General features: G+C 47.5%; 22 protein-coding genes and 3 pseudogenes. 16 read left to right on the plus strand and 9 right to left on the minus strand.

Annotated elements, in window-relative coordinates; translation table 11 throughout:
• Positions 1 to 394: 394 nt before the first annotated feature.
• Positions 395 to 559, plus strand: a pseudogene (locus ABGB15_RS05740) (porin); the annotation flags it as partial.
• Positions 560 to 782: 223 nt separating this feature from the next.
• Here the strand turns inward: ABGB15_RS05740 and ABGB15_RS05745 are convergent.
• A pseudogene (locus tag ABGB15_RS05745) lies at positions 783 to 1055 on the minus strand (IS110 family transposase); the annotation flags it as partial.
• On the opposite strand from ABGB15_RS05745, the gene ABGB15_RS05750 reads away from it, so the two are divergent.
• Positions 1031 to 2056 carry a FecCD family ABC transporter permease gene (locus ABGB15_RS05750; RefSeq protein ID WP_369064127.1) on the plus strand — a complete coding sequence of 342 codons (1026 nt, stop codon included), beginning with the start codon at positions 1031 to 1033 and terminating at the stop codon, positions 2054 to 2056. The pseudogene ABGB15_RS05745 and the gene ABGB15_RS05750 sit on opposite strands and share 25 nt — an antisense overlap.
• 214 nt (positions 2057 to 2270) lie before the next feature.
• On the opposite strand, the gene ABGB15_RS05755 is transcribed toward ABGB15_RS05750, so the two are convergent.
• The gene (locus tag ABGB15_RS05755; protein WP_369064128.1) at positions 2271 to 2753 is read right to left on the minus strand and encodes a Fur family transcriptional regulator; all 483 of its coding nucleotides are present in this window, start codon (positions 2751 to 2753) and stop codon (positions 2271 to 2273) included.
• Positions 2754 to 2903: 150 nt separating this feature from the next.
• On the opposite strand from ABGB15_RS05755, the gene hisI reads away from it, so the two are divergent.
• Positions 2904 to 3305 carry a phosphoribosyl-AMP cyclohydrolase gene (hisI, locus tag ABGB15_RS05760; RefSeq protein ID WP_369064129.1) on the plus strand — a complete coding sequence of 134 codons (402 nt, stop codon included), beginning with the start codon at positions 2904 to 2906 and terminating at the stop codon, positions 3303 to 3305.
• A 36-nt stretch (positions 3306 to 3341) separates the two neighbouring features.
• Positions 3342 to 4565 (plus strand): zinc metallochaperone GTPase ZigA, encoded by a 1224-nt coding sequence (gene zigA, locus ABGB15_RS05765; protein WP_369064130.1) that lies wholly within the window; start codon positions 3342 to 3344, stop codon positions 4563 to 4565.
• A 265-nt stretch (positions 4566 to 4830) separates the two neighbouring features.
• Here the strand turns inward: zigA and ABGB15_RS05770 are convergent, their stop codons facing one another.
• The 4 genes from ABGB15_RS05770 to ABGB15_RS05785 all read right to left on the minus strand — a co-directional run bounded on the left by ABGB15_RS05770 (position 4831) and on the right by ABGB15_RS05785 (position 9609).
• Entirely contained in the window at positions 4831 to 6480 is a 1650-nt protein-coding gene (locus tag ABGB15_RS05770; protein ID WP_369064131.1) for a nucleoside recognition domain-containing protein, read from the minus strand.
• A gap of 11 nt (positions 6481 to 6491) precedes the next feature.
• Positions 6492 to 7622, minus strand: a complete 1131-nt coding sequence (locus ABGB15_RS05775) for an NAD(P)/FAD-dependent oxidoreductase (RefSeq protein WP_369064132.1) — start codon at positions 7620 to 7622, stop codon at positions 6492 to 6494.
• Positions 7623 to 7692: 70 nt separating this feature from the next.
• On the minus strand, positions 7693 to 9075 hold the full coding sequence (gene cysS / locus ABGB15_RS05780) for a cysteine--tRNA ligase (RefSeq protein ID WP_039109384.1): 1383 nt from the start codon (positions 9073 to 9075) through the stop codon (positions 7693 to 7695).
• 81 nt (positions 9076 to 9156) lie between these two features.
• A complete protein-coding gene (locus tag ABGB15_RS05785; RefSeq protein WP_000211298.1) occupies positions 9157 to 9609 on the minus strand; it encodes a Fur family transcriptional regulator in 453 nt (150 codons plus the stop codon).
• Between the two features lie 97 nt (positions 9610 to 9706).
• Here ABGB15_RS05785 and ABGB15_RS05790 point away from each other — a divergent pair, with 97 nt between their 5' ends.
• The 5 genes from ABGB15_RS05790 to ABGB15_RS05810 all read left to right on the plus strand — a co-directional run bounded on the left by ABGB15_RS05790 (position 9707) and on the right by ABGB15_RS05810 (position 13944).
• Entirely contained in the window at positions 9707 to 10906 is a 1200-nt protein-coding gene (locus ABGB15_RS05790) for a GTP-binding protein (RefSeq protein ID WP_000831732.1), read from the plus strand.
• A gap of 70 nt (positions 10907 to 10976) precedes the next feature.
• Positions 10977 to 11399 carry an RNA polymerase-binding protein DksA gene (gene dksA / locus ABGB15_RS05795; protein WP_000165782.1) on the plus strand — a complete coding sequence of 141 codons (423 nt, stop codon included), beginning with the start codon at positions 10977 to 10979 and terminating at the stop codon, positions 11397 to 11399.
• A 63-nt stretch (positions 11400 to 11462) separates the two neighbouring features.
• Entirely contained in the window at positions 11463 to 12398 is a 936-nt protein-coding gene (gene folE2, locus ABGB15_RS05800) for a GTP cyclohydrolase FolE2 (protein ID WP_000020322.1), read from the plus strand.
• Positions 12388 to 12948 (plus strand): carbonate dehydratase, encoded by a 561-nt coding sequence (locus tag ABGB15_RS05805; RefSeq protein WP_000944851.1) that lies wholly within the window; start codon positions 12388 to 12390, stop codon positions 12946 to 12948. Before folE2 ends, ABGB15_RS05805 begins: the two co-directional genes overlap by 11 nt.
• A gap of 129 nt (positions 12949 to 13077) precedes the next feature.
• Positions 13078 to 13944 (plus strand): isocitrate dehydrogenase, encoded by an 867-nt coding sequence (locus ABGB15_RS05810; RefSeq protein WP_151393778.1) that lies wholly within the window; start codon positions 13078 to 13080, stop codon positions 13942 to 13944.
• Positions 13945 to 13960: 16 nt separating this feature from the next.
• Here the strand turns inward: ABGB15_RS05810 and ABGB15_RS05815 are convergent, their stop codons facing one another.
• Together ABGB15_RS05815 and ABGB15_RS05820 are read right to left on the minus strand one after the other, a co-directional pair.
• Positions 13961 to 14770 carry a DUF1460 domain-containing protein gene (locus ABGB15_RS05815; RefSeq protein ID WP_369064133.1) on the minus strand — a complete coding sequence of 270 codons (810 nt, stop codon included), beginning with the start codon at positions 14768 to 14770 and terminating at the stop codon, positions 13961 to 13963.
• 35 nt (positions 14771 to 14805) lie between these two features.
• A pseudogene (locus tag ABGB15_RS05820) lies at positions 14806 to 15041 on the minus strand (metal ABC transporter solute-binding protein, Zn/Mn family); the annotation flags it as partial.
• A gap of 203 nt (positions 15042 to 15244) precedes the next feature.
• Here ABGB15_RS05820 and thrS point away from each other — a divergent pair.
• From thrS to ABGB15_RS05855, 7 genes are all read left to right on the plus strand, one after another.
• On the plus strand, positions 15245 to 17197 hold the full coding sequence (gene thrS / locus ABGB15_RS05825; protein WP_369064273.1) for a threonine--tRNA ligase: 1953 nt from the start codon (positions 15245 to 15247) through the stop codon (positions 17195 to 17197).
• Positions 17190 to 18041, plus strand: a complete 852-nt coding sequence (locus tag ABGB15_RS05830; RefSeq protein ID WP_369064134.1) for a M14 family metallocarboxypeptidase — start codon at positions 17190 to 17192, stop codon at positions 18039 to 18041. Before thrS ends, ABGB15_RS05830 begins: the two co-directional genes overlap by 8 nt.
• Positions 18038 to 19384, plus strand: coding sequence for a dihydroorotase (locus ABGB15_RS05835; protein ID WP_369064135.1), 1347 nt, complete (start codon positions 18038 to 18040; stop codon positions 19382 to 19384). Before ABGB15_RS05830 ends, ABGB15_RS05835 begins: the two co-directional genes overlap by 4 nt.
• Before the next feature lie 63 nt (positions 19385 to 19447).
• Positions 19448 to 20470, plus strand: coding sequence for a porphobilinogen synthase (gene hemB, locus ABGB15_RS05840; RefSeq protein WP_004175376.1), 1023 nt, complete (start codon positions 19448 to 19450; stop codon positions 20468 to 20470).
• 151 nt (positions 20471 to 20621) lie between these two features.
• A complete protein-coding gene (locus ABGB15_RS05845; RefSeq protein WP_040173845.1) occupies positions 20622 to 20957 on the plus strand; it encodes a hypothetical protein in 336 nt (111 codons plus the stop codon).
• A 41-nt stretch (positions 20958 to 20998) separates the two neighbouring features.
• The gene (locus ABGB15_RS05850) at positions 20999 to 22183 is read left to right on the plus strand and encodes an NAD(P)/FAD-dependent oxidoreductase (protein WP_369064136.1); all 1185 of its coding nucleotides are present in this window, start codon (positions 20999 to 21001) and stop codon (positions 22181 to 22183) included.
• A gap of 363 nt (positions 22184 to 22546) precedes the next feature.
• A complete protein-coding gene (locus tag ABGB15_RS05855; protein ID WP_072042418.1) occupies positions 22547 to 22801 on the plus strand; it encodes a hypothetical protein in 255 nt (84 codons plus the stop codon).
• Positions 22802 to 23024: 223 nt separating this feature from the next.
• Here ABGB15_RS05855 and aztD read toward each other — a convergent pair whose 3' ends face one another.
• On the minus strand, positions 23025 to 24275 hold the full coding sequence (gene aztD, locus ABGB15_RS05860; RefSeq protein ID WP_049235479.1) for a zinc metallochaperone AztD: 1251 nt from the start codon (positions 24273 to 24275) through the stop codon (positions 23025 to 23027).
• Between the last annotated feature and the right edge of the window lie 26 nt (positions 24276 to 24301).

Here is a 24301-nt window from a genome sequence, read left to right on the forward strand (position 1 = left end):
TCTTCTGGTGAAATATAAATTTTATATGCTTACTATGTTCCTGGTCATTGTCTCACGGTTGCCTGTCCGGTTTGGAAGACTGTGACTGGGTATACAGAAACATCAGGGAGAATGGCTCCAGGATAAAAATGTTTTATGCACCAGACCGAATTTGGCAGCCATAATTATCTGACGTTGTCGACGGGTTACGTTATGAGATTGACTACAGTGGACCCTTTATATTGGTAAAGCGACACAAGAAATCATTTTTTCCAGCGTCGACAGTAAACAATCAGTTGAGTTCTATTACAACTGCGTTCGGGCACATGCAATGCATTCTGTAAGAAAAATGGCTTCATCAGATATTGTTCCTGTCTCGTTTGGCGATGACCTTAGCGGTAACTGTTGAACCATCAATTTGTTAAAGTACCTTGCCGTTGGCGCTAATTATTATTTCAATAAAAACATGTCTACCGCCGTAATGTATAAATTTAATTTCCTCAATGACAATGACTTCACCACTCGCAGTGGCATCAATACAGATGATGTTCTGGCACTAGATTTAGTCTATCAGTTCTAATTGTCCCATTTCATGCGCCAGGGATGGTGAATGGATGTTGTAGATTAGTCTGATTGTCTATCTTTATTATTGACAAGTCTATGTTATTAAAGGGATATAGAAAAATGCAATTAACAACTCGTAAATTACAGACACAAAAAAATATTGCACTTGTTGCACATGATAATTGTAAGGAAACTTTTTGACGAGGATCACTCAATCCGTGCCCGGCTGGTTTCAGGGTTTAACTCTGTGATGACTGAGTTGGTGAGAGTTGTGCAGAGAATGCAATATCCCACATAAACCCGGTCAGCTCACGTGCCACTGCAGTAATGGCAATTTGCGATTTTTTCCCCTTGGCTATCAAACTTCGATACCTGAAACACAGCCGCTGCTGGGCTTTCCATGCAATATCTTTCGAGCGCTGAGTAACGGAATCAGGTCGGTAATACATTAACCATGCTCCAACTTTCGCCGGGGTACGATAAGACCATGCGGCTTCGTAAAGTAACCGTCTATCACTGGGCGGTGTGGGGAGCGATGGTAGTGCTGATTGGGTTGATGTTATTCAGCATAACCAGAGGGACAGTCTCACTGTCGCTAATGCAGGTGCTGGGAGCACTGAAGCTGGTGGATGAGCCGGTATCTGCCATGGTCAGCAGAATTGTGACGGATTTACGCGTACCGAGGATGTTGCTTTCTGTGCTGACAGGAGCGGGACTGGCAATAGTGGGGGCGTTGTTACAAACTACCACCCGTAACGATCTGGCCGATCCTTTTTTGTTCGGGCTATCCTCCGGCGCGTCAGCGGGAGCGGTGCTGGTGATCACTCGTTTTGGTGATCAACTCGGTGTATTAACGCTCCCCGTATCGGCGTTTGTTGGTGGTGGGTGTTCCGCCATAGCAGTAATGCTGTTGTTTCATTTTAAAAAGCAACGCGGAGCTGAGCATCTAATTCTCTGCGGTCTTGCCATCTCTTTTTTGTTCGGGGCGCTGACCAGTTATTTCATTTTTTCGGGCGATCAGCGAGCTGCCAGCTCTGTACTGTTCTGGTCACTGGGCGGTCTGGGATTAGCCACCTGGAATAATTTGCCTTTTGCAGTGTTCAGCCTGGTGTTGCTGATTGCTTTTGTCCTGGTGCGGTGGCGCTCTCTGGATGGTGTGCTGGCAGGAGAACAGACAGCGTTGTCGCTGGGGATTAACGTGAGTCGTCTGCGCATCGAGATTTTTCTTTGTTGCGCACTGGCAACATCGTTGATGGTGGCATTAACCGGCGTGATTGGATTTGTTGGCTTAATGGTGCCTCATCTGTGTCGGCATTTTGCAGGCGTTAAGCATCTGTTGTTGTTACCTTTGTGTGGCGTGTGGGGTGCAATATTACTGTGTGGCGGTGATATAGTCAGCCGGACGATACTGGCTCCGCAGGAACTACCAATTGGAATTATCACGGCGGGTATTGGAGGGTTGTTTATTATCATTTTACTCGCACGTAATTCGTCCAGAAGTACGGCCTGTTAAGGTCATTTAAGACAGTGGAATATAAAAATCAGGCTCTGACGTCTTTTGTTCATTGTGAATGATTGAGGTTGTTGACGCCAATTATGAAAGCAACCGACAATCCTTGTTGACGGTTATATTTATTATGGAGTCAGGCAATAGTGTGATGGCTTTTAGATATTTTAAAATTGATTTGCCGCCTGGCTCGATTTCAATAATTATTCGTATTGGTGATTTAACCCTTTCCTCGACAATCAGGGCAAATCACTTTAACTTCAATATCTTTTTTTTGTACAGTACAACCATAATCTATTGCTTTTTTCTCAATGTAAGTATGAATGAGGTGGTCAGTATGTTGAATTATTGTTCCACAATTTGAGCAAATCAAAAAAAGAGTCACAACATCAGAGGATAAATTATTTTTTTTGATAAATTTACTACAGCATTCTATTTTTACGATAATCCCTGCCTGTTGCAAATAATCCAGAGAACGGTAAACCGTAGCCGGTTTTGCATTCGGATTATATTGCTTCATTAATTCCAGGATCTGGTATGCGCTAATGCCTTTTTCTTTAGCATGACTGACGAAATTATAAACACTCTCCCGGAGCGGTGTGATTCGTATTTTCTTACTCTCAATCAGCTCTCTCAGCCCGGAACAATCCGCAGACGATAATACAGTGTCCCTTGTACTTAGAGAATATGGGCTATTACTCACCGGGCCTCCTGTAATTTTCAAGCGATGTAACCTTTTCTTGTCCTGAAACGATGGAAATCTACTGATGTTTTGATCGTGCCATGTAAGTAAAGAAGAACTGGCAAACTTGATTGTTATGTTATAACATAACACATAATGAGTGAGGTGCCAATGTTTCTCTTACTGGAAAAAGCCCATGCAGGTGCAGTTTTTAAACTTGAAGATATCCTGGCATCAATACCCTGGGATTCTCATGGATTGATCGCTGCGATTGCACAGCAATATGACACTGGAGAGGTGTTGATGCTGGCCTGGATGAATCAGCAGGCTCTTGATGAAACCTTATTGACTGGCAGAGCCTGTTACTGGTCGCGATCCCGATCATGCCTTTGGCGAAAAGGTGGGACCTCCGGCTGCGTTCAGCAAGTACATGATATCCGTCTGGATTGCGACGGAGATGCGGTACTACTGCTTGTGGATCAAAAAGGTGGAGCCTGCCACACAGGTCGGCGGAGTTGTTTTTACAACGCCATTAAAGGCGATGAGCTAACCGTGCTCAACGATCCTGGTTAATCCGAACACAACGAATATCTGAGGAGATGTAAGGTAATGTCCGAAGTCAGTGCAAATTTTCATGGCGATAAACGCCTGCCGGTTACCGTACTTTCGGGATTTTTGGGAGCAGGGAAAACAACCCTGCTTAACCATATTCTGAACAACCGGGAAGGCCGTCGTGTTGCTGTCATTGTTAATGATATGTCTGAGGTGAATATTGATGCTGCCCTGGTGAGGGAAGGTGGTGCAGAACTCTCCCGGACTGATGAAAAACTGGTAGAAATGAGCAACGGTTGCATTTGCTGCACATTGCGCGAAGATCTTCTTCTCGAAGTTAATCGTCTGGCAAATGAAGGGCGTTTTGATCAGCTTGTCATTGAGTCCACCGGTATATCTGAGCCTCTGCCTGTTGCTGAAACTTTTACCTTTGCGGGCGATGACGGTGAAAGCCTTTCGACGGTGGCCCGCCTTGACACTATGGTCACTGTGGTGGATGCGTACAATTTTCTGAAGGACTATGGTTCGCAAGACAGTATTCAGTCACGCGGAGAATCGCTCGGTGAAGGCGATGAAAGGAACGTGGTTGACCTGCTGATCGATCAGATTGAATTCTGTGATGTGCTGGTCCTTAATAAAGTCGATCTTATCAGTGAAGCGCAAAAAGAAAAACTGATGGCGGTTTTACGTTCGCTTAATCCACGGGCCAGAATCGTTGTTTCACAGTTTGGACAGGTTCCCCTAGATAATGTACTAAACACCGGACTGTTCGATTTCGAGCAGGCCGCTCAGGCACCTGGCTGGCTTAAAGAATTGCGCGGTGAGCATACACCCGAGACAGAGGAATACGGGATCACCAGCTTTGTCTATCGCGCCCGCCGGCCTTTTCATCCGATCCGTTTCTGGCAGGTGATGAATAATGAGCTGGATGGCGTCGTCAGATCAAAAGGGTACTTCTGGCTGGCCAGCCGTCCGGAATTCGCAGGTTCATGGTCACAGGCTGGTGGCATTGCGCGCCAGGGGCTGGGGGGCATGTGGTGGGCGAGCGTGCCGAAAGAACGCTGGCCAGAGGATGATGAATCGCTGAAGTTCATCATGTCTAACTGGATAGACGGCATTGGTGATGCCCGCCAGGAACTCGTTTTTATTGGAATGGATATGAATGAATCAGAACTGCGCAACAGACTGGATTCCGCCCTGTTAACGGATGCAGAAATGGCAGAAGGACCTCAAAAGTGGCGGCATTATTCCGATCCTGTTGAGCCCTGGTTCGAAGAATGAATCGAAGGCACCCGCATTTGTCGGGTGCCTTCGTATAAAAGCGAAAGGGGGCAGATTTACAACAATTCTTCCCCAGCTTTTTTGAACCACTGTATAACACTATTCAGATGATGTTGCCCATATAACGAGACAAAACGTCTGGTTTCCTGATGGTCCTGGGACTCAAGGACTGCCAGACGGGATGCAATAAATGCCTGCGTTATGGGAATTCCACATTCTTCTGTGATGCACCGGTACCATTGCTGGTAAGTCTTGGGGATCATACTTATGCCTCATGAATAAATAACTGGGATATCACCAGAGCCACCACCAGAGAACTTAATACCTGTTTTCCAGCCACTGCTGCTGCAAACCGCCAGTTTATTTCCCGGGCGATGGTAAATACCGTGACAAGGCAGGCCATCAATGTAGAGGCGAGCCAGACAAGTAGCAGTAACTGAGATGTGCTGAGAGACTGTATTAAGCTGCCGCCATCCTGATTGAGCACCATCAAACCATCTTTCCTTAGCAGTGAAAAAATGATGCCGGGCATCAGTTCTGCCGGCAGTTTAAAAAGATGAAGTAAAGGTGCCGTCGTTTCACTCAGCCAGCGAGTGATCCCTGCGTAATCAAGCATCCCCGCAACAATGCAGATAATCAGGAATAACGGCATGGCTTGCGTAATGAACTGACGGAGAATATTTTTCAGCATCCATGTCACATTTCGCCAGCGTGGCCATTGTAGCCAGGTGAGCTCTGTCAGACGCTGGTTTTGGCCAGGCTTCAACGACCCGTTCCAGAGTCGCGTATGTATTGCGCCTGTGATAAACAGCAGACTGAGATAGGGGATAAAGAGCCAGGGTTGATGGGCGGCATTAAAAAGAGAAAGCGTCGCCCCCGTCTGATAGCTGCAAGCGGACCCAAAGCTAATCATACTTATACAAGCCTGCCGGGTGCATCGCGAACACGAACGGCTCTGAAAAACCGCCACGACATTACAGCCGAAACCGCTTAATACAGGAATAAGGTCCTGGCCGCTGAGGCCGAGTTTTCTCAACCAGGGATCCAGCGTCGCTGTAATTCTTTCCTTAAGTCCACTGTCGTCAGTCAGCGAAAGAGACAACCCTATCAGTACCACCACAGGAAATGCCCATACAAACGAATAAAGTCCCAGACTAAAAAGACCGTAATTGCCGACAAATAGTGTCTTCAGAAAGTCGGGCCAGCTCGTCGTTATATTCTTAATCGGCTGAATAATCGCATAATCAGCAACAGGCTGAATAAAATCTGACAGAAGCCATGCCCCCCATACTGGAACGGCAAACAGCAGGAAAAGGCATACTATTGCAGCAACTTTTCCACACCAACGATGTTCAAATATCGTTTGTTGAGGAGATTCAGCCAGCAGATTAATTACCGGTATCTTTTGACGGGGTAAAGAGACAGCGGAGGGTGCAGGTTTATCCTGCAACAGCAACTGCACTATTCCCTGGCGAACATTGCTGCCAGCTTCCCGGGCATTGACTGCCAGTACCGGCGCACCTGATGTTTCAGTCAGGTATTCAGTCACTTCCAGAAGGCCCTTTCTGATCTTATCAGCAAAGGTCAGGAGTATAACAACGTGTTTTGCCTGTGGCGGTATGAGGTGACAGAGCGTTTGCCACTCCTGCTGAGCGTGCGTGGCCCGCAGAACCACCAGAATGCCATCATGCTGATTTAGCGCATCAAGGGCGAGTTTTGTGGTTTCACTGTCGCTCTGAAAACGTATGCCTGGCGTATCAACCAGGCAGATCCCTGCATCATTAATGAGACCTTCCCGACATACAACGGTCGATCCCCTGAAATTACGCTCATCACTGGCAGCACTTTCCGTCAGGATATTAAACAGGGTAGATTTTCCTGCACTTTCTAATCCCATTAAAACAAATGATTGCATAAACACGGACCTCAGCACGCACAGTCCTCATCGGCACAGCAGTCAGGCTCTGAAGGCAGAACCCACCAGTCCCGTACTCCTTCAGAGGACAGGCCCAGATGACGCGTGATACTTTCTGCCACGACGGGAAAGCGCTGACGGAACTTATAGATAAAGCAATAAATATTACCGGCATGCCGCACATGAGGGCCGACAAGGTACAAACCAGGAAAAAGGGTTGAGCAGTCTTCGTCCGTTAAGACCGGATAGCCATCATCATTCCATTCAAAAAAAGCAGCCAGTTGCCTTGCTCCCCCGCCACACTGGAAGCCGGTAGCAAGCACAGGCACCTCGTCAGTAGCCCAGGCGCGTCCGTTTGTGGTATGGACTTTGTACGAACTTCCCGGGCCGGGCATTCTGATTACTTCACAGACATCCGCATCTTCATAAATTTCGAAAAGACGGTGATTCATCACTCTGTTCAAACGCTCACGGGTATAAGGGGAAAGCGATAGACTGGGATCGCTGATGTGGTTAGTTGACCAGGGGGCTGAGCGGGTTAACATTTTTACCGATGAGCCATTTTCCAGCAGGTTTACAGCGGCATCCACCGCGCTTTCATAGCCGCCTATAACAATGTATTCACCTTTCCTGAAATCCTTCCAACTGGTCACATCACCGTAATGGCAACAAATATCTGCTCCAGGAAAAATCTGCCAGTCTGGGAACTGGAATTCGCCTGTAGCCCATATTAAAGAGCGTGTTTCCAGCTTCTCTCCTGCTTCTGTTGTCAGTATAAAATTACCGGAACTGAGCAACGCAACCTTTGCAATCCTGGCGGGAGCCATGACGGGTATCTGATACTCATCCAGTACGACCTTAAGGTAACTGGCATAAGTTTTCCCCCCAGGATGTTCTTCACCGCAGAAAAGCGCCAATGAACTGTCAGGGGTCACAGAGTTCAGGTCTGGTTGTCCAAACGGATTGGAAAAAAAAGAAGGAGTAATAAAACGGGTTTCTTCCGGCCAGCGCATAAAGGAGGCACCTACTTCGTGACTGTCAACGACCAGGATATCCTGTATGGCACTCCGACGAAGAAGCGCCGCCATACCCACCCCGGCCGGACCCGCACCGACAATAACGACTTCGCGTGGTTGGTTCATAAAATTACCCTTTGCATTACGTTATAACATAACAATTGATATTGAAATTTTTTACATCCAGAGGGACAACTTATCGGATACGCCATGAGGTATTTTCGCCGACATCTTCAAGATCAATGCCTTGCTCCGCTAATTCATTTCTTAAACGATCGGCCTTGTCCCATTTGCCCATACGTCGTGCCTCACTGCGCTGGTGAATTAACTTTTCAATAAGTTGCAGTTCTGCAGGATGAAGATCACTGCGGTTTTTCAAAAAGGCATCCGCTGATTGTTCAAGCAAACCCAGCACATTCCCCAGGTCTTTCAGCGTGGTGGCAAGTGCTGCGGCTTCATCATCATTCGTTCCGCAAAGCCTGTTAATCTCTCTTGTCAGTTCAAATAAGATGGCAAGCGCCTGGGGTGTATTGAAATCATCATCCATTGCCTCACAGAATCTGGCCCGCCATGCATCGTGCTGTTCAGATCGAGACCCGTCAGCGAACTGGCATGCGGTGTAGAGCCGTGTTAGAGAGGCGCGCGCGAGGTGAATATTCTCCTCGCTATAATTCAGCGGCTTACGATAATGTGCGCTTAGCAGGAAGAAGCGCACACTCTGGGCATCGAACCGATTCAGAATATCGCGCAGGGTAAAAAAGTTATTCAGCGATTTCGACATCTTCTCTTTATTCACCGTCACCATGCCGGTGTGAAGCCAGTAATTTACGTAAGGGCCATCATTGGCGGAGGTGGATTGGGCAATCTCATTTTCATGATGGGGAAATATCAGGTCAGAACCACCGCCATGAATGTCGAAATGGGTACCAAGGTAATGGCAGTTCATTGCGGAACATTCAATATGCCAGCCAGGTCTCCCTTCACCCCAGGGTGATGGCCAGACGGGCTCGCCGGGTTTTGCCCGCTTCCAGAGAACAAAATCCAGCGGATCGCGTTTATACTCATTCACTTCGATGCGGGTCCCGGCACGAAGCATGGTAATATCCTGTCCCGAAAGCTTTCCATAGCCTTTTGCCGATGCAGTGGAGAACATGACGTCACCATTCTCTGCAATGTAAGCAAATTGTCGATGCAGAAGTCGTTCGATCATACTGATGATTTGTGGGATGTGCTCTGTGGGACGAGGTTCGATGTCTGGCGGCAGGATGCCTAACTTTGCAAAATCAATGTGCATTTCATGCACCATCCGCTCTGTCAGGCTGCGCCAGTCTTCTCCCGTATCACGGGCGCGCTGAATAATTTTATCATCTATATCAGTAATGTTACGCACGAAAGTCACATCGTATCCGCGAAAACGCAGATAGCGGACAATCATATCAAAAGCTACAAAGGTTCTGGCGTGCCCAAGATGGCAAAGGTCATAAACCGTCACGCCGCATACATACATGCCGATTTTGCTCTCTTTAACCGGAACTAATAGCTCCTTTTGCATACCAAGCGTGTTTGTTAGTTTAATCATTACGTTTACCTCATTATTTTTAGATAGCAGCACACGAACACGCCTGGCGCTAATTAACAGTCGTCCGGAATAAGAAAAAAATTATTTGGTGATAGTACGATTACAGTCCGGACAGATACCATGACTGGAAAGGGTAATTTCCCGTTCGGTCATACCATGTCCAGTGAGATGTGATTTTACCAATTCAATGGCCGCTTCCAGGGCTGGATCCTGCTCAATAGGAATAACATGATGGCAGTTATCGCATTCAAAAAGTCCTACGGCAGCCCGTTGGGTCAGAGCGAAACGCTGAGTTCTTGCCGAGTCGGTATAACGCTGGACAATACTGACCTGCATTAGCCGCTCCAGTATTCGGTAAAGGGTCACACGATCGGGAGCCTGCTCGCCCAGTTGCTGAGTTAAATCGTCATGGCTCATGGCCTGGCTGGCATGTTCAAGGCACTGCAGTGTAGCAAGGGTGGATGGCGTTGCCCGCAAACCATGTGTGCGCAACGTTTGCTTCCAGTCATACGTTTTGGCTACTGGTGTTGTCATATTTCCCCCTCCGAGTCATGTCATTTGAATTTTGGCAGGAAGCCGGTATTATTGCAACTTGATTGCATTAACGTTTAGCGGCATAAGGCTGGATGCTATGAAAAGAACACCGCTCATTATCCTTAATGGTTTTCTGGGGGCAGGGAAAACGACTCTGCTAAAAAACCTTCTTACACAGGCACACAAACGGCGAATGACTGTATCCGTCATCGTTAATGACATGAGTGAACTTGATGTGGATGGCGTCCTGATAGCCAACACAGAAATCGTTGATGCAGCCAGTAACAATTTTGTGAGTATTTCAGCAGACAGTATCAGCAGCAGAAGCGGGATCCAGAAGCTGGATTCCGCGCTGAAAAACCTGCTCGAAAAACGGTCTGCGGATTTTATTTTACTGGAAACCTCAGGCAGCAGCCATCCTCTTCCCCTGGTCCGCTATCTGCGAGAACATACCCAGGTAAGTCTCAAAGCATTTTTGTCTCTTGTTGATACGGTCATGCTTAATGATGACTACGACGGTGGAAAGAAGCTTATTCCGGTTTTCCAGGAGCACCTCAATAAAGGAACCCGGGGAGTGGAAAGCCTGCTGGCAGAACAGATTATGTTCTGTAATAAGCTCTTATTAACCAAAAACGACCGGTTACCCTTCTATGTGGTTACTGAGGTAGCCAGAGCCATACATCCCCTTAATCCCCAGGTTGCAATTATGGCCGTGCCCTGGGGAAATTTACAGCTGGATGAATTGCTTTCCATGCCGGATTACGATTTTCATCGGGTGGCGTTACTTATCGATGAGCTTCAGGATGCCATTGACGCAGTTTTGCCGGATGAAACCGATAAAAAATACGATATTTCGTGGAGGGTCATTGAGGATGACCGTCCATTTCATCCGCAGCGGCTGTGGGATACCTGCCATCGCTTCATGGGCGCAGGCGTTTACCGCAGCAAGGGGTTTTTCTGGCTACCGGGAAGGGATGACCTGGCATTATTGTGGAACCAGGCAGCAGGGAGCATCAATCTCGAATTCATAAGCTACTGGAAAGCCGGGGTCCTGACTCACACTGATAATTCATTGACAAAGGAAGAACGCGCAGCTATCCGTCAGCAACTGGCAAAAATGCCTGGCAGATTTGGTGACCGGCGCTGCCGCCTGACTGTTATTGGCGAGAGCGGCGAAATTGACGATTTTGCCCTCGCATTGCGCCAGTGTTTACTCACTGAAGAGGAAATTCTCTGGTGGCAGCAGGGGGGGATTTTCCACGATCCCTGGCCCACGAAAGTGGCCCGGCTGGCTTAACAGGTTATTTTGCAGCGGCAGTTAATGTTATGTTATAACGTTTCATTACGCAATTTTATCGGTACAGGACATGACTAAACCTACCCGCGCTGAACGAGAAAAAATCCTGGCGATGCTGCCAGAAGATTACATGAATCCTGTGCAACAGGACTACTTCCGGCGGCTTATCCGCCACGAAAGGCAGGAGGTGCTTGATCATATAGACCAGATGAAGCAACAACTGCAGGATAATCCAGAAACGGGTGACGAAGGTGACATCGCCATTCGTGAAGAGCAGTTACGTCTGCTGTTCAGACAGATAGACAGAGAAAGCCGCCTGTTGCCGAAATATGATGCAGCGCTTATGCGGCTTGAAAAAGGAGAATATGGCTTCTGCCGGGATACAGGCGAACCTATCGGTCTGCAACGCCTGCTACTCAGGCCCACCGCAGAATTAAGTATTGAAGCCAAAACAAAGGAGGAAAAAGTTGAGATTCAGTACCGAAAGAAATAAAGCGGTGGCTCAGGCAGGGGGCAGGGTAGGGATGAGAGTAAATATCAGATCAGGCAGGTATATATGAGTATTGCAGCCAAACAAACCTTATGCCCCGGAATGCTACCGGATATTCAGTCCACTAAGGGTGACGGTGAGGGCGAGTCATTATCCTGGGTTGGCATGGAACAAATTGACCTGCCGATAGACATCGCAGGCAGGCCGGTATCAGCAAAGGTCAATGCTGGCATAAACCTTCTCAGTTCACCTGAAGCTGAAAAGGGGATCCATATGTCTCGCCTTTATCTTCTTCTGGACGAACTGACACAAGGGGAAATCACACCGGCATTATTGCAACATGTGTTGAAAGCATTTCTGGTATCTCATCAGGGACGTAGTGATGAAGCCAGTATTGAGATTTCAGGGGATTTGTTACTGTCGCGTAAGTCGTTAAATTCTAATCACTCCGGCTGGAAAGCTTATCCTCTGACTCTGAGCGCCGAACTCAGGCAATCTTTTACGGTTACCCTCAAAGTGGGTATCCCTTATTCGTCCACCTGCCCGGCTTCCGCTGCACTTAGCCGCCACGTCGCGGGTTTGCAGTTTAGCAAAGACTTTGGTAACAGGATCGACAGGCTCCCGGCAGCAGAAATAGCCGACTGGCTTGTTGAGAAAGGAATGCCGGCAACCCCGCACAGCCAGCGAAGCTGGGCATGGGTGAGTATCCGTCTTAATCCTGAAGCAAAATCACTGCCTGTGATTGAACTGATTGATTATGCTGAAGTTGCTCTCGGGACAGCCGTGCAAACGGTTGTCAAGCGGAGCGACGAACAGGCTTTTGCGGTGGCTAACGGTCAGAATCTGATGTTTTGCGAAGATGCTGCCCGTCGGCTCAATAACGTTTTTCGTTGTGCACCCTTTTGTGAAGCATTTGATATCAGGGTTGAGCATCAGGAAAGCCTGCATCCTCATAATGCCGTTGCCCGTATTCACTGGAAAGGAAGTAAAAATGTTACGTAAAAACCCATCAGGTCATACCCCAGTGGTGTCAACAAAGGCCTATATCGATCCCACCGCGGTAATTTGTGGACGTGTCATTATTCATGATTATGTTTACGTCGGACCTTATGCGGTTATCCGGGCTGACGAGCTAAATGCAGACGGGGATATGGATCCTATCATTATCCATTCCCACTCTAATATTCAGGACGGGGTGGTTATTCACTCAAAAAGCGGCGCGCCAGTGACAATAGGAAGCGGAACGTCTATTGCCCACCGTGCAATAGTGCATGGCCCCTGTCAGGTTGACGAGCGGGTATTTATTGGATTCAACAGCGTGTTGTTTAACTGTCATATTCAGACTGGTTGTGTTATTCGCTATAATGCAGTTGTGGATGGCGTTACCTTGCCTGAGAATACCTATATTCCATCAACGGAACGCGTGGGGCCTGATTCCGATCTTAAAAGTTATTCGAGGGTAGACCCCGCTTCTTTACAATTTTCAGAAGAAGTGGCCAGTACCAACGTTAAACTGGTCGAAGGTTATCAGAAGTTACGCAATGAATTCTGAGTATGGCTCGGCTAGTGCCGTTAACGTAACACCGTATTATTAACGATTTGTTATTAATGTAGCAAAATGATACTTGCCTCTTCTTTCCTTTTGCGGAAGAGGCTTTTCTGTTTTATTAAAGAGGTAGCGGTGAAACTTTTTATTAATGATCTGACGGTCATGGATTTTAGTTTCCTTGATGCGGAATCCGGGTTGATTGGCGATAGCCTTATTGTTGATATTATTCTTGAGGGAGATCTGAATGCTGAGTCAATGGTAATGGATTTCTCACATGCTAAAAAAAGTATCAAACATGAAATTGATAAACTGGCCGATCATGTCCTGATTGTGCCGGAACAAAATAGTCATATTATTGTTAGTCATGCAGGCACTACGACGGAAGTCGCCATGCTGCGTAAGAATGGGGAGACCCAGTGTTTTATTTCCGGGCCGCAGGAGAGTTTCTGGCTGGTCCAAACAGATAATATTAATTCCCGTTGCCTTGAATCCCAAATAGAAAAACATTTACTGGCGTGTTTGCCGCAAGGAGTAAAAGACATAACGATAACGTTACGGCCGGAAAGTATTAATGGGGACAGTTATCACTACTCGCATGGACTGAAAAAACACCGCGGAAATTGCCAGAGAATAGCGCATGGGCATCGCTCTGCGATCAGAATTTTTGTGGATGGTGAGCGAAGCCATATGTGGGAACAGAAGTGGGCAACGCGATGGAATAACGCTTATCTATTAAGCCGGGAAGATGTCGTTACAGTGACAACACTTTCACCGCGTGCCGTTGCATACTGGCATAAGGGGCTGACATGTTCTTCCTGGCGGAGTTCTCAGGGATACTTTGAAATCATGCTTTGTTCTGAGGTAGTAGATATTCTGCCGTGTGATACCACGGTTGAGTCACTGGCTTTATTTATCAGGCAGTCAATTGAGCACGGTTTACCCGCAGCGAAAATAGAAGTCCATGCCTTTGAGGGAGTGGGGAAAGGCGCTATTGCCTGACACACTATTCTACTTTTCAGGGGTATTGATCTGTTCTGTCTCGTAAAACTACAATACCCGGTTTTGTAGCCATGTATCTAATAAAAGGTGAGTCAACTACCTTTCTGTTTTTCGCTAATGACGATGCATTTCTGAACCAGATGTTATTGTGGTCTTTGATAATGATCCCAACATGTGAAACATCCAGGCCTCTTTTTGTTGAATAAATACCCACATAATCACCTGTTTGCAGTTTATTTATTACCTCTTTATCTATTGCAGAAGCCGGTATGTAACTTATCCGTCGTGAGATAATGCCGAGACCCTTAACATATTCTTGTTTTTTATTCTTTTGGTTTAGCTGTTTGTTGACCGTAATAGTATACGGGCTGATGTCCTGAGTAACATCTTGTGCATTTCTCGGAGATGTGACCGCCCAGTCCGTGAAAAAATGTTTTCTGCCAGTAAAATCAATCATTCCGTTTGTATAACGGGTCTTAACAAGTTCAGATACATAAGCTTGCCAGCTACTGGCGTGCGCCATGGAGCGAACATAATCAAGAAAAGTAAAACAATCCACGGTGCTGGGGTTTGTGACCAGCCTCTCTTGCATCGAAGATGATCCAATCAATGTATGCGCCTGGTAAGGCGTTCCGAGGAAACGGGAGGATATCTCAGCGACGCGTTCATTATAGCTGAGGCCATTTCTGTACAACGAAGTGGTATGAAGGATTTTGTTAACTTTAGCCTGACTTTCTTCAGTAGAATAGTCGCTTCGTGCCTGCTGAGACTCAGCAAATCCCGTGCAGCTATAAAACGAAAGGAGAAAGATGATTGCTTTTTTCATAAAACATTAACTTCCTCAGCGGTATTTCTCATTCCCCCCTGAGCGCGCTTTATAACTCTGGTTGTAGGCTGATATTCATGGATTTCTGCGCCAGGCCGGGTAATCGAACTGGCTTCTGCGGCGTCCCCGCCACGTTCTGTGCCATATCAGCAATTACCGTGAAGGTCGTGATGGCCTTACACTTTGCAGCAGCGTAAGCCCCCTGGATAGCTGTCAATCCTGTGATAGGCGTGCTTAACAGGATTATCTTTACCGTGTTGAGTTGAAGCATGGTTATCTCCTGATGACATCACTGCTTGTTAATGCTAGGTGATGTTATATCATATCATTTGTATCTAGCACCGCAATTTTTTATGCCTTACGCAGGGATTTATATTTCCAAGCAGGCGGCTTTTAATGCAACATGGTTGCGTTAATTTGTAGGTTAATGCAACATAGTTGCTGTTAATCACTGAGCTATGTCGAGATACGAAAATGTCAGAAGCGCTTATAACAGAGTCAGAACCTCTCACCTTTACTCTTCCTGATGGCTCTCTGAAGCTCGTCAGAAAAGGGACAACGTTGCAGGAAGTCACCGAAAGCATCGGTTCTTCCGTCGCAAAAAACGCCGTGTATGCTGAAATTGATGGTCAATACATCGATCTGACCGAGGCAGTGCAGAAAAGTGGCACGCTCAATATCATCACACTTTTTGACGAAGAAGCGTTGGACCCGATTCGCCGTGGCTGCCTTCTCCTTCTTGCTGCGTCTGTAAATCAGCTGTTTCCCTCTGCCAGGGGGGTTGAAGGGCATCTGACCGAGGAAGGGTTTTATTACGATTTCGCGACAGATAAGCCTTTTACTCGCGATGACCTGGTGATGATTGAGCAGCACATGACAAATCTGATCGCTGAAAACCCGTCGATTGTTAAAGAGCAGGTCACGCGGGCACAGGCAGTTGGCTGTTTTGAGCTGCAGGGAGAGAAATTCAAATCAACGAGGCTGATGGAAATGCCGGCAGATGAGCCGGTGACATTATGCCATCTCAGGCAGTTCACGGACTTATTTAATGGCCCACTGATTCCGGATCTTCGTTTTCTGAAAAATATGAAGTTGCTTAACGTATCCGGTGCGTACTGGCAGGGGGAAGCCAGCAACGTACAGCTACAGCGGATTTATGGCACGGCATGGGCCAGCAAAAAACAGCTTGATGGCTGGCTTGAGAAAACGGCCGAAGCGGAGAAACGCGACCATCGTAAGCTGGGGAGGGAGCTGGATTTGTTTCATTTTCAGGAGAATGCGCCAGGCGCAGTTTTCTGGCATCCCCGTGGCTGGACGATATTTCAGTCACTGATTGCCTATATGCGTAACCGCCATGAGGTGGCGGGTTACGTTGAGGTCAATACGCCTGATGTTATGGACCGCAGCCTGTGGGAAATATCCGGTCACTGGGACAACTATCGTGATCATATGTTTACGACACAAACCGAGGATGGGCGGAATTTTGCTCTCAAGCCAATGAACTGTCCGGGGGCAGTATCACTGTTTAAATACGGGATCAAGAGTTACCGCGATTTACCCGTTCGCCTGTCTGAATTTGGTAAAGTCCATCGTTATGAACCCTCTGGATCGCTGCATGGCTTATTACGGGTCCGCCATTTTACTCAGGATGACGCACATATCTTTTGCACGCTGGAACAGGTAGAGGGGGAGTGTAAAAGTATCCTTCAACTGGTGCTTGATATTTATAAGCAGTTTGGATTTGAAGAGGTCGCAATCAAGTTATCTACCCGTCCTGAAAAGCGCATGGGAAGCGACGCTGACTGGGATCGGCTGGAAAACGCGCTTTCAGCCTCTCTGGAAGCGCAGGAATTACAATGGTCGGTAAATCCCGGTGAAGGTGCCTTCTATGGCCCTAAACTAGAGTTTGTGTTACGCGACGCGATTGGCCGTGACTGGCAGTGCGGAACGCTACAGGTAGATATGAATCTGCCTGAGCGATTTGATATTGGCTATATTGCCGAGGATGGCTCGACAAAACGCCCGGTGATGTTGCACAGGGCGCTCTTCGGCTCTCTTGAGCGTTTTACCGGTATTCTTCTTGAACATTACGCCGGTAAACTGCCCGCCTGGCTGTCGCCAGTTCAGGCCGTGCTCATGACGATTACCGACAAGCAGCACCGGTATGCGGAGCAGGTTTTGAAGGCGCTTCGCAAAAAAGGGCTGCGTTGTGAAGCTGACCTCCGTAATGAAAAAATTGGATTTAAAATCCGTGAACAGACGCTGGCCCGCATCCCTTTTCTGCTCATCGTTGGCGATGCGGAGGAGAATGCGGCGCGTGTTACCGTACGCGATCGTACCGGGAAGTGCATGGGAACGCTGTTACTCAATGAAGCGGCTGATTGCATTGAAATGTGTTGTCGGCCACCGGAGGTTCGCCTTGATTAATCAAAGCGGAAGCGATATCCCCCGGCGCGAGAGCGGTCGTCATGTCTGGCCAGTGAAGAAAGATGATACCCAAAGCAACGATATCGTTTTTTATAAAACGGCGTTCAGAGAACAGTCCTGGCGATGGGGACTTTCCGAGATTATTCTGGGTAATATAGGAGATGGAGAAATATCACTCTATCAGTCTGTTAATCAGGGGGCAAAGGTACCTCACGTACTGATTGCGGCAGGGTTTCATGGAGAAGAACCCGCGGGATGCTGGGGGATGCTGGATTTTCTGCGCGAGGGCTCCCCTGAATTGTTTGATAACGTGGCCGTGAGTTTTTTACCGCTTGTGAACCTGTCTGGCCTGAGTGCTGGCTGTCGGCTCAACAGTACTGGACAGAACCCAAATCGCGGCTTTACCAATGGGGCAGAGGTCGAGCCTTCTGTTGAAGGAAAAGTACTGCTCAACTATGAAACGCTTCTGAAAAACGCAGCCAGTCATGGTGTGCTCTGTTGCCATGAAGATATTCTTCGCCACAAGGCATATCTCTACACTTTCGAACATGCTACTCGCCCGGGTCATTTCAGCGTGGCATTACGTGATGAGCTTGAGCGCTTTTTCCCGGTCATGGAAAAAGAGCAAGTTGATGGCTGTGAATGTGAGGATGGCATTATTTTTAACCATTTCGATTCGTCATTTGAATCCTGGTTGTTTTCTTCCTGTTCCGATGTCGCAGCGTGCACTGAAACGCCGGGATTGCAACCCTTTGCAAAACGAGCAGAAGCAAACCGTTATTTAATCGGCGCGTTTATCTCATCGATACTGGAGCGCAACAGCATCGGGGGCGGGATGTCATGAGGCCTTTATTACTGACCAATGCATTAATAATCAATGAAGACTTGCGCTATCCGGCCGACATCCTTATTGATAAAGGACGGATCCAGAAAATTGCCTCGCTTATTCCCTCCCGACCGGAATGGCTGGTTATTGATGTGCGAGGGAAATGGGTGATCCCCGGTATGATTGACGATCAGGTTCATTTCCGCGAACCCGGTCTGACGCATAAGGGAAGTATTGCCACTGAATCCGCCGCCGCAGTAATGGGAGGCATTACCAGTTTTATGGAAATGCCGAACGTTACGCCACCCACGACAACCCGTCAGGCGTTGCATGAGAAATTTCAGCGTGCCTCGCGCTCTTCGCTGGCAAACTACAGTTTTTACTTCGGCGCGACGAACGATAATCTTGACGAACTGAAAGCGCTTACGGCTTCGCAAGCCTGCGGGGTGAAGGTCTTTATGGGGGCTTCTACCGGGAATATGCTGGTGGACGATGAACAGGTGCTGGAAAGTATTTTCGCTAATGCCCCTTGTCTTGTGGCAACACATTGCGAGCATACCCCGACAATAAAGCAAAATGAGGCGATATGGCGGGCTCGTTTTGGGGACGCTATTCCTGCCGGCGAGCATGCCGCTATTCGTTCTGTGGACGCCTGCCTGACATCTTCCCGCCAGGCCGTCGCTCTGGCGAAAAAACATCGTACCCGATTACATGTTCTGCATATCACCACCGCAGATGAACTTGTTCTCTTTGATGCTGCTCCCACGCTGGAGGCGCTGCGCCAGAAAACCATCACGGCTGAAGCATGCGCTCATCACCTGTTTTTTAATTATGACGATTATGAAACGCTGGGGCATAAGCTCAAATGTAATCCATCCGTAAAATCCTCTTTTCATCAGGAAGCCCTCTGGAGAGGCGTTAATGAAGGCATTATCGACGTTATCGCAACTGACCATGCGCCGCATTTACTGGAGGAAAAGCAGAATGACTATTTTGCTGCGCCTTCCGGCTTACCGCTGGTGCAGCATGCTCTTCCTGCACTGCTGGATATGTGCAGCAGGCGGATTTTTACCCCGGAAATGGTGGTGAGAAAGACCAGCCATGCTGTAGCCGAGCGCTTCCAGCTCAAAGATCGCGGCTATATCAGGGAAGGCTATTGGGCGGACCTGGTGGTTATCGATCCGTTCAGTCATCAACAGATAATCCGGGAGGATGTGGCATACAAATGCGGATGGTCCCCCTTTGAAGGCCGGATTTTGTCAGGCGGTGCGGTTGATATGACGCTGGTAAATGGCCTCGTTATCTGGAATGGGCACACCATACAGCAGAAGTACGGCCTGCCACTGGAATTCTGTCGCTAGCCACGTATTTATTTTGCTCAGGCTTAACTTCTCCCTGAGAACGCAGAAGAAAAGGTACATTTTTTGAGTATTATTATTCCTGGTTCTTTCCCGGCGCGACGACTGCGTCGCTCTCGTACCCATTCTTTCAGTCGCCGTCTGGTCGCTGAAAATCAGCTGACCGTAGATGACCTGATTTTACCTGTATTCATTATTGAGGGGCAAAATCTGCGGCAGGAAGTGCCGTCGATGCCGGGCGTATTTCGTCTGTCGGTTGATATGTTGCTTCATGATGCCGCGCAATTTGTTCAGGCAGGTATACCTGCTATTGCACTATTTCCGTGTATAGAAAGTTCTGCTAAATCGCTGATGGCAGACGCTTCGTGGGATCCATCCGGTTTAGTACCGCGAGCTGTAAGGGCGCTGAAAAAGGCTTTTCCTGAACTCGGGGTGATAACTGACGTTGCTCTTGACGCCTATACGACACATGGTCAGGACGGCATCACTGACGAAAATGGATATGTACTTAATGAGCCGACAAAAGAAATTCTCACCAGACAGGCGCTTACCCACGCCGAAGCAGGCGCAGATATTGTCGCTCCAAGCGACATGATGGATGGCCGCATCGGTCATATCAGACAAGCGTTTGAAACGAATGGACTGCTTAATATCCAGATCATGGCGTATTCAGCAAAATACGCGTCGAACTATTATGGTCCTTTTCGCGAGGCGACGAAATCTGCTGTATCACTGGGTAAACGGGACAAAAAAAGCTATCAGATGGATCCGGCGAATGCAATGGAAGCTATGCATGAAATTGCCCAGGATTTGCAGGAAGGGGCAGACATGGTGATGGTTAAGCCGGGCATGCCTTACCTGGATATTATCAGGGAAGCCAGGAAAACTTTTGCAGTACCCGTCTTTGCCTATCAGGTTTCAGGGGAATATACGATGCATATGGCCGCTTTCCGAAATGGCTGGCTGGACGAAGAAAAAACGGTGCTTGAATCACTTATGTGCTTCAAACGCGCCGGGGCGGATGGAATACTGACTTATTTTGCCAATACAGTAGCCCAGTTGCTTAATCAACATAAACGGGAATATTGATTCCCTGTTGACAAATTCCTTAGTCGCTAAGTAGGAGCACCGCTGAGAGTAAACGTCATAATCAGCGAGAATTTCTATACTTTAATTCTTATCTTTATTGCGAATTCTGACGAATCGTTTGTATCAGCCCAATAATCTGGAGGAAGCAGTTATGGTCGAAACCAGTAAACAGGACCGTATGCCTTATCTACTTTTCCTGTGTGAAAACCGCATTCTTGCACAGAATATCGATGGTCATGTCATTGATCTTGGTGGATTAACCAAACAAAACGGCACCATTGACTGGCTTCTGGATGGCAATAAGGAAAAGGGGGAAAATCTCAAAACAGAAATCGAAGCGCTGGAGGATATTGCCAATAAGATAGATTTTCTTTTTCTTGATGGTCAGTTTACCAGCCTTCCTGACATATCGGCTGAATATAAAGATAAGCTTACATCAGCCCCTTCAATGGAAATCGTATTGAATGAACCTGGCGATAAGCCATAAGAAAGCCCAACGTCAGGAAGCTGATAAAAAGGAGGAAAGGCATGTCGGTCAAAAAAATAGCAGTTATTGGTGCAGGCGTACTCGGCCTGTCCGTGGCCCGCACCCTGGCGCAACAGGGAGCAAAAGTCACTGTTTTTGAGCGTAGCCATGTGGGGGCGGGGACAAGCAGCACGACTTTTGCCTGGATTAATTCAAATGGCAAAACACCAGAAAGTTATCATCATCTCAATGCTTTGGCGATTGACGAGCATATCCGGCTACAACAGGAACGGACCACAGAAGGACATTGGCTAAAAGCGACTGGGACTTATGAATGGGCGGCTGGTGCGCCAGAGCAAAAACGGTTACAAGACCGGGTTAGCCGTCTTTTGGAACTGAACTATCCTGTTCAGAACCTTTCCGCAGATGAACTTAAGCGCAAAGTTCCTGAAATCCGCGTGGGATCTCATGCCGGAGATATCTGGTATTTTCCAGGTGAATGCTTACTGGTACCTTCCGTTTTTATGGCATGGCTGGTGTCCGAGCTTCATGTTCATAACGCCGAACTGAAAACACAAAGCGAAGTGACAGAGTTAACTGAAGAAAAAAACAGGGCAGAGATAAGCCTTGCCAATGGCGAACGTTGGCAGGGAGACAGTATAGTCATTGCGGCGGGAAGATGGTCTGCCGAACTCGCTTCGCTACTTGGGCAGCAACTGGCAATGATCGATCCGAACCAGCCGAATAAAATCGCATGTGGTTTTCTGGGCTATACGCGCCCGGTGTTAACCCAGTTACAGGCGAATTTAATCACGCCAGGGTTAAATGTCCGGCCAGAAGGAGGGGGGCGATTACTGCTTCAGTGTCCCGACCTTGACAGCTTTGCCAATCCTGCAAATCCGGCACCGGTAGATAGCTATATCGGTGAAGAAATGCACAAAAGGCTACGGAAGCTATTTAATAATATGGAAATGGCACAGCTGGAACGTATAGCTGTTGGGCAGCGTTCCCGACCGGCAGATGGTCTTCCAGGGCTTGGTTATATCTCTGGTAAGCGACGGATCTACCTCATGGTGACACACAGTGGCATGACACTGGGGCCGTTGATCGGACGGCTTTGTGCGGAAGAGATTCTCCACGACAAGCGTTCTTCGCTTTTGAGTGATTTCTCTCCTGAAAGATTACTTGGGAAAACGGCAAAGGATTTTCCTGCTTTTGCTACGTTACATTTCCCGGCCGCACAGTAATTTTTCGGTCGATATTCACCACCGAAATGAGGATCAGAAAGCGAATAAACTAGATCCTGTTCAGCAGCATTAATAAAAAGCCTGCCCAACATGGGCAGGCCTGAAGCGTTTAAGCTTGCAAAAATACGATAAGGTGTGTGATGTCAGGCTATATCTGACCATTATAGCCCGCGTACGCTTTGGTTACAGTCAGCCAGAACGCCTTCTGTAGAGTAACATCACTACCCAATAGTATCATTTTTTTGTGGGTGTGTTATGTTATTTTATAACATCCAGGCTCATATTCCGCATACCGAAAGATAACTAGTTGTTATGCGTTTTCTCATACTGTAGTTTCAGAGGAAGATTTAACAAGAGGTTAACATGAAAATCAGTAAGATAGTTGCATTCTCCCTGACAATGGCTTCGACTCCGGCTCTGGCATTTCAGGCGAAAGATACGACTGGTTCAGATCTTTCAGGAAAGCAGTTGCGCACAACAGAAGACAGCATCATCAGTAACTTTTACAGCCAGCATAGCAGGCAGTTCCAGACGACGACTTTAGGAACCTGTGCTGCTGTGGCAGTACCTGGATGCAATTGCCCTTTCTGTTCAATGTTGCGTAGTCAAAAGCTTTGAGAGAGTTAAATAAATATATTACTTGTAAGAGCTGAAAGCTGAAAAGATTCTGGTGTAATCAACTAGAGCAGTAAATGCTGTAAAGTGGGGTGAATAGTATGAAAGGGAATTTGATATTCATGGATGTTATTCCCAGAGTAAATTCAAAAAGATTATTAAAGCCAGAAAGTAGATCTGCTATCAGCAGATCTACTATGAAAGGCGTTGTTAGGTTTGACAAGTATTAATGAGCGTGGTCATCATGATGATGAGCTTCATGATCGTGATGTTCACCATGTACTTTTCCTGAACCGCCGACTGCAACAATATTAAATGGCTGCCCTTCGACGCTAATTTCACTGGTCTTTTTAAAAGAAGTAGCGTCTAACACAATAATTTTACTTTTCAACGGATCGGTGACGTAAATTTTATTGTCAGCGACTGCGATTCTCGGCCGTGGATCATTCCAGTGGCCATCCATTGAATAGGGATCAGTGACACGCACTGACTGCGAAATTTCCCCTTTCAGGACATCTATTTGATTAAGCTTTCCGTCTTCTGTAAACACATAGGCGAATTTCGCCCGTACCGGGTCTACAACGAAATGGACTCGACGGGTAGGCAACTGAATCAAACGGAAGCTATCCGATTCGGTAGGGTCGACCAGAATAATCCGGTCTGGCCCATAATTACCGATAAAATATTGCATTCCCTTACCACCGATCAAGGTCGATGTGCTTCCCTCTGGCAACGTTTTCGCGTAGGGAAGGTGCCTGATAACCGGTGCCGCATTTTTTTGCGTAATCAGCAGGAGGCCAGTCTCACATGATAGGGCAAAAGTATCACCCGAGCCGGCTGAGCCGTGAAGTCCGGGGCATAAGGCATCATCACCCACTTTTTTACCTTGCAGGTCCACCACGCGAGCGCCGACAGGTCGTTTTGAAGTATCATCAGGGTTGGGAATGGATACGACAGCATAATTATCGTAAGGAACAGCAACGCCGTGATGTGGTGCAACAACATTTACTTTAGTTATATTCTTCTGACCTTTAAGAACGGCGCTTTCACCCAGGATTTGCGCGCTATCTTCCCCGTCAAACCACTGGGCAATTTTGCCCTGACGTTCAACAAAATGACCAGGTTTTTTACCCGTTAGTTCCAGCGGTAATAGTTTTGGAGCGTCAATATCAATGTCTGCATGATCTCCGTGATCATGGAAAGCAATGCCTGAAGCGATTGTCGATACTACGCCAGCACTACCCTGGATAGCGAAAATTGTGGCACCACTTTCGCTGCGAGATAAATTTGCAGGGCCTTTAACATTAAATGTTGCGAGCTTATCTCCATCCAGTGCATCAATAACATTCACCACGGGTTTATCATGATCGGCGACGAACAGACGCCATGCGGTTACGTCTTCATCTGCGAAAGCAGGCATCACAGAAAGGCCCAAAAGCAGCGTTGAGATTGAAGTAGATAATAAGCGTTTCTTCATAATGTTCTCCATCATATATAAAACTA

The organism is Enterobacter sp. MALB-1 (genome assembly GCF_041021625.1).
GTDB classification, from domain to species: domain Bacteria; phylum Pseudomonadota; class Gammaproteobacteria; order Enterobacterales; family Enterobacteriaceae; genus Enterobacter; species Enterobacter oligotrophicus.

Coding starts and splice junctions, on each gene's coding strand:
- zigA (WP_369064130.1), top strand. CDS start 3,342: ATGTCCGAAGTCAGTGCAAATTTTCATGGCGATAAACGCCTGCCGGTT.
- cysS (WP_039109384.1), bottom strand. CDS start 9,075: ATGATTAAACTAACAAACACGCTTGGTATGCAAAAGGAGCTATTAGTT.
- ABGB15_RS05845 (WP_040173845.1), top strand. CDS start 20,622: ATGGTCGAAACCAGTAAACAGGACCGTATGCCTTATCTACTTTTCCTG.
- ABGB15_RS05815 (WP_369064133.1), bottom strand. CDS start 14,770: ATGAAAAAAGCAATCATCTTTCTCCTTTCGTTTTATAGCTGCACGGGA.
- aztD (WP_049235479.1), bottom strand. CDS start 24,275: ATGAAGAAACGCTTATTATCTACTTCAATCTCAACGCTGCTTTTGGGC.
- ABGB15_RS05775 (WP_369064132.1), bottom strand. CDS start 7,622: ATGAACCAACCACGCGAAGTCGTTATTGTCGGTGCGGGTCCGGCCGGG.
- folE2 (WP_000020322.1), top strand. CDS start 11,463: ATGAGTATTGCAGCCAAACAAACCTTATGCCCCGGAATGCTACCGGAT.
- ABGB15_RS05850 (WP_369064136.1), top strand. CDS start 20,999: ATGTCGGTCAAAAAAATAGCAGTTATTGGTGCAGGCGTACTCGGCCTG.
- ABGB15_RS05790 (WP_000831732.1), top strand. CDS start 9,707: ATGAAAAGAACACCGCTCATTATCCTTAATGGTTTTCTGGGGGCAGGG.
- ABGB15_RS05805 (WP_000944851.1), top strand. CDS start 12,388: ATGTTACGTAAAAACCCATCAGGTCATACCCCAGTGGTGTCAACAAAG.
- dksA (WP_000165782.1), top strand. CDS start 10,977: ATGACTAAACCTACCCGCGCTGAACGAGAAAAAATCCTGGCGATGCTG.
- ABGB15_RS05855 (WP_072042418.1), top strand. CDS start 22,547: ATGAAAATCAGTAAGATAGTTGCATTCTCCCTGACAATGGCTTCGACT.
- hisI (WP_369064129.1), top strand. CDS start 2,904: ATGTTTCTCTTACTGGAAAAAGCCCATGCAGGTGCAGTTTTTAAACTT.
- ABGB15_RS05785 (WP_000211298.1), bottom strand. CDS start 9,609: ATGACAACACCAGTAGCCAAAACGTATGACTGGAAGCAAACGTTGCGC.
- ABGB15_RS05770 (WP_369064131.1), bottom strand. CDS start 6,480: ATGCAATCATTTGTTTTAATGGGATTAGAAAGTGCAGGAAAATCTACC.
- thrS (WP_369064273.1), top strand. CDS start 15,245: ATGTCAGAAGCGCTTATAACAGAGTCAGAACCTCTCACCTTTACTCTT.
- ABGB15_RS05835 (WP_369064135.1), top strand. CDS start 18,038: ATGAGGCCTTTATTACTGACCAATGCATTAATAATCAATGAAGACTTG.
- ABGB15_RS05750 (WP_369064127.1), top strand. CDS start 1,031: ATGCGGCTTCGTAAAGTAACCGTCTATCACTGGGCGGTGTGGGGAGCG.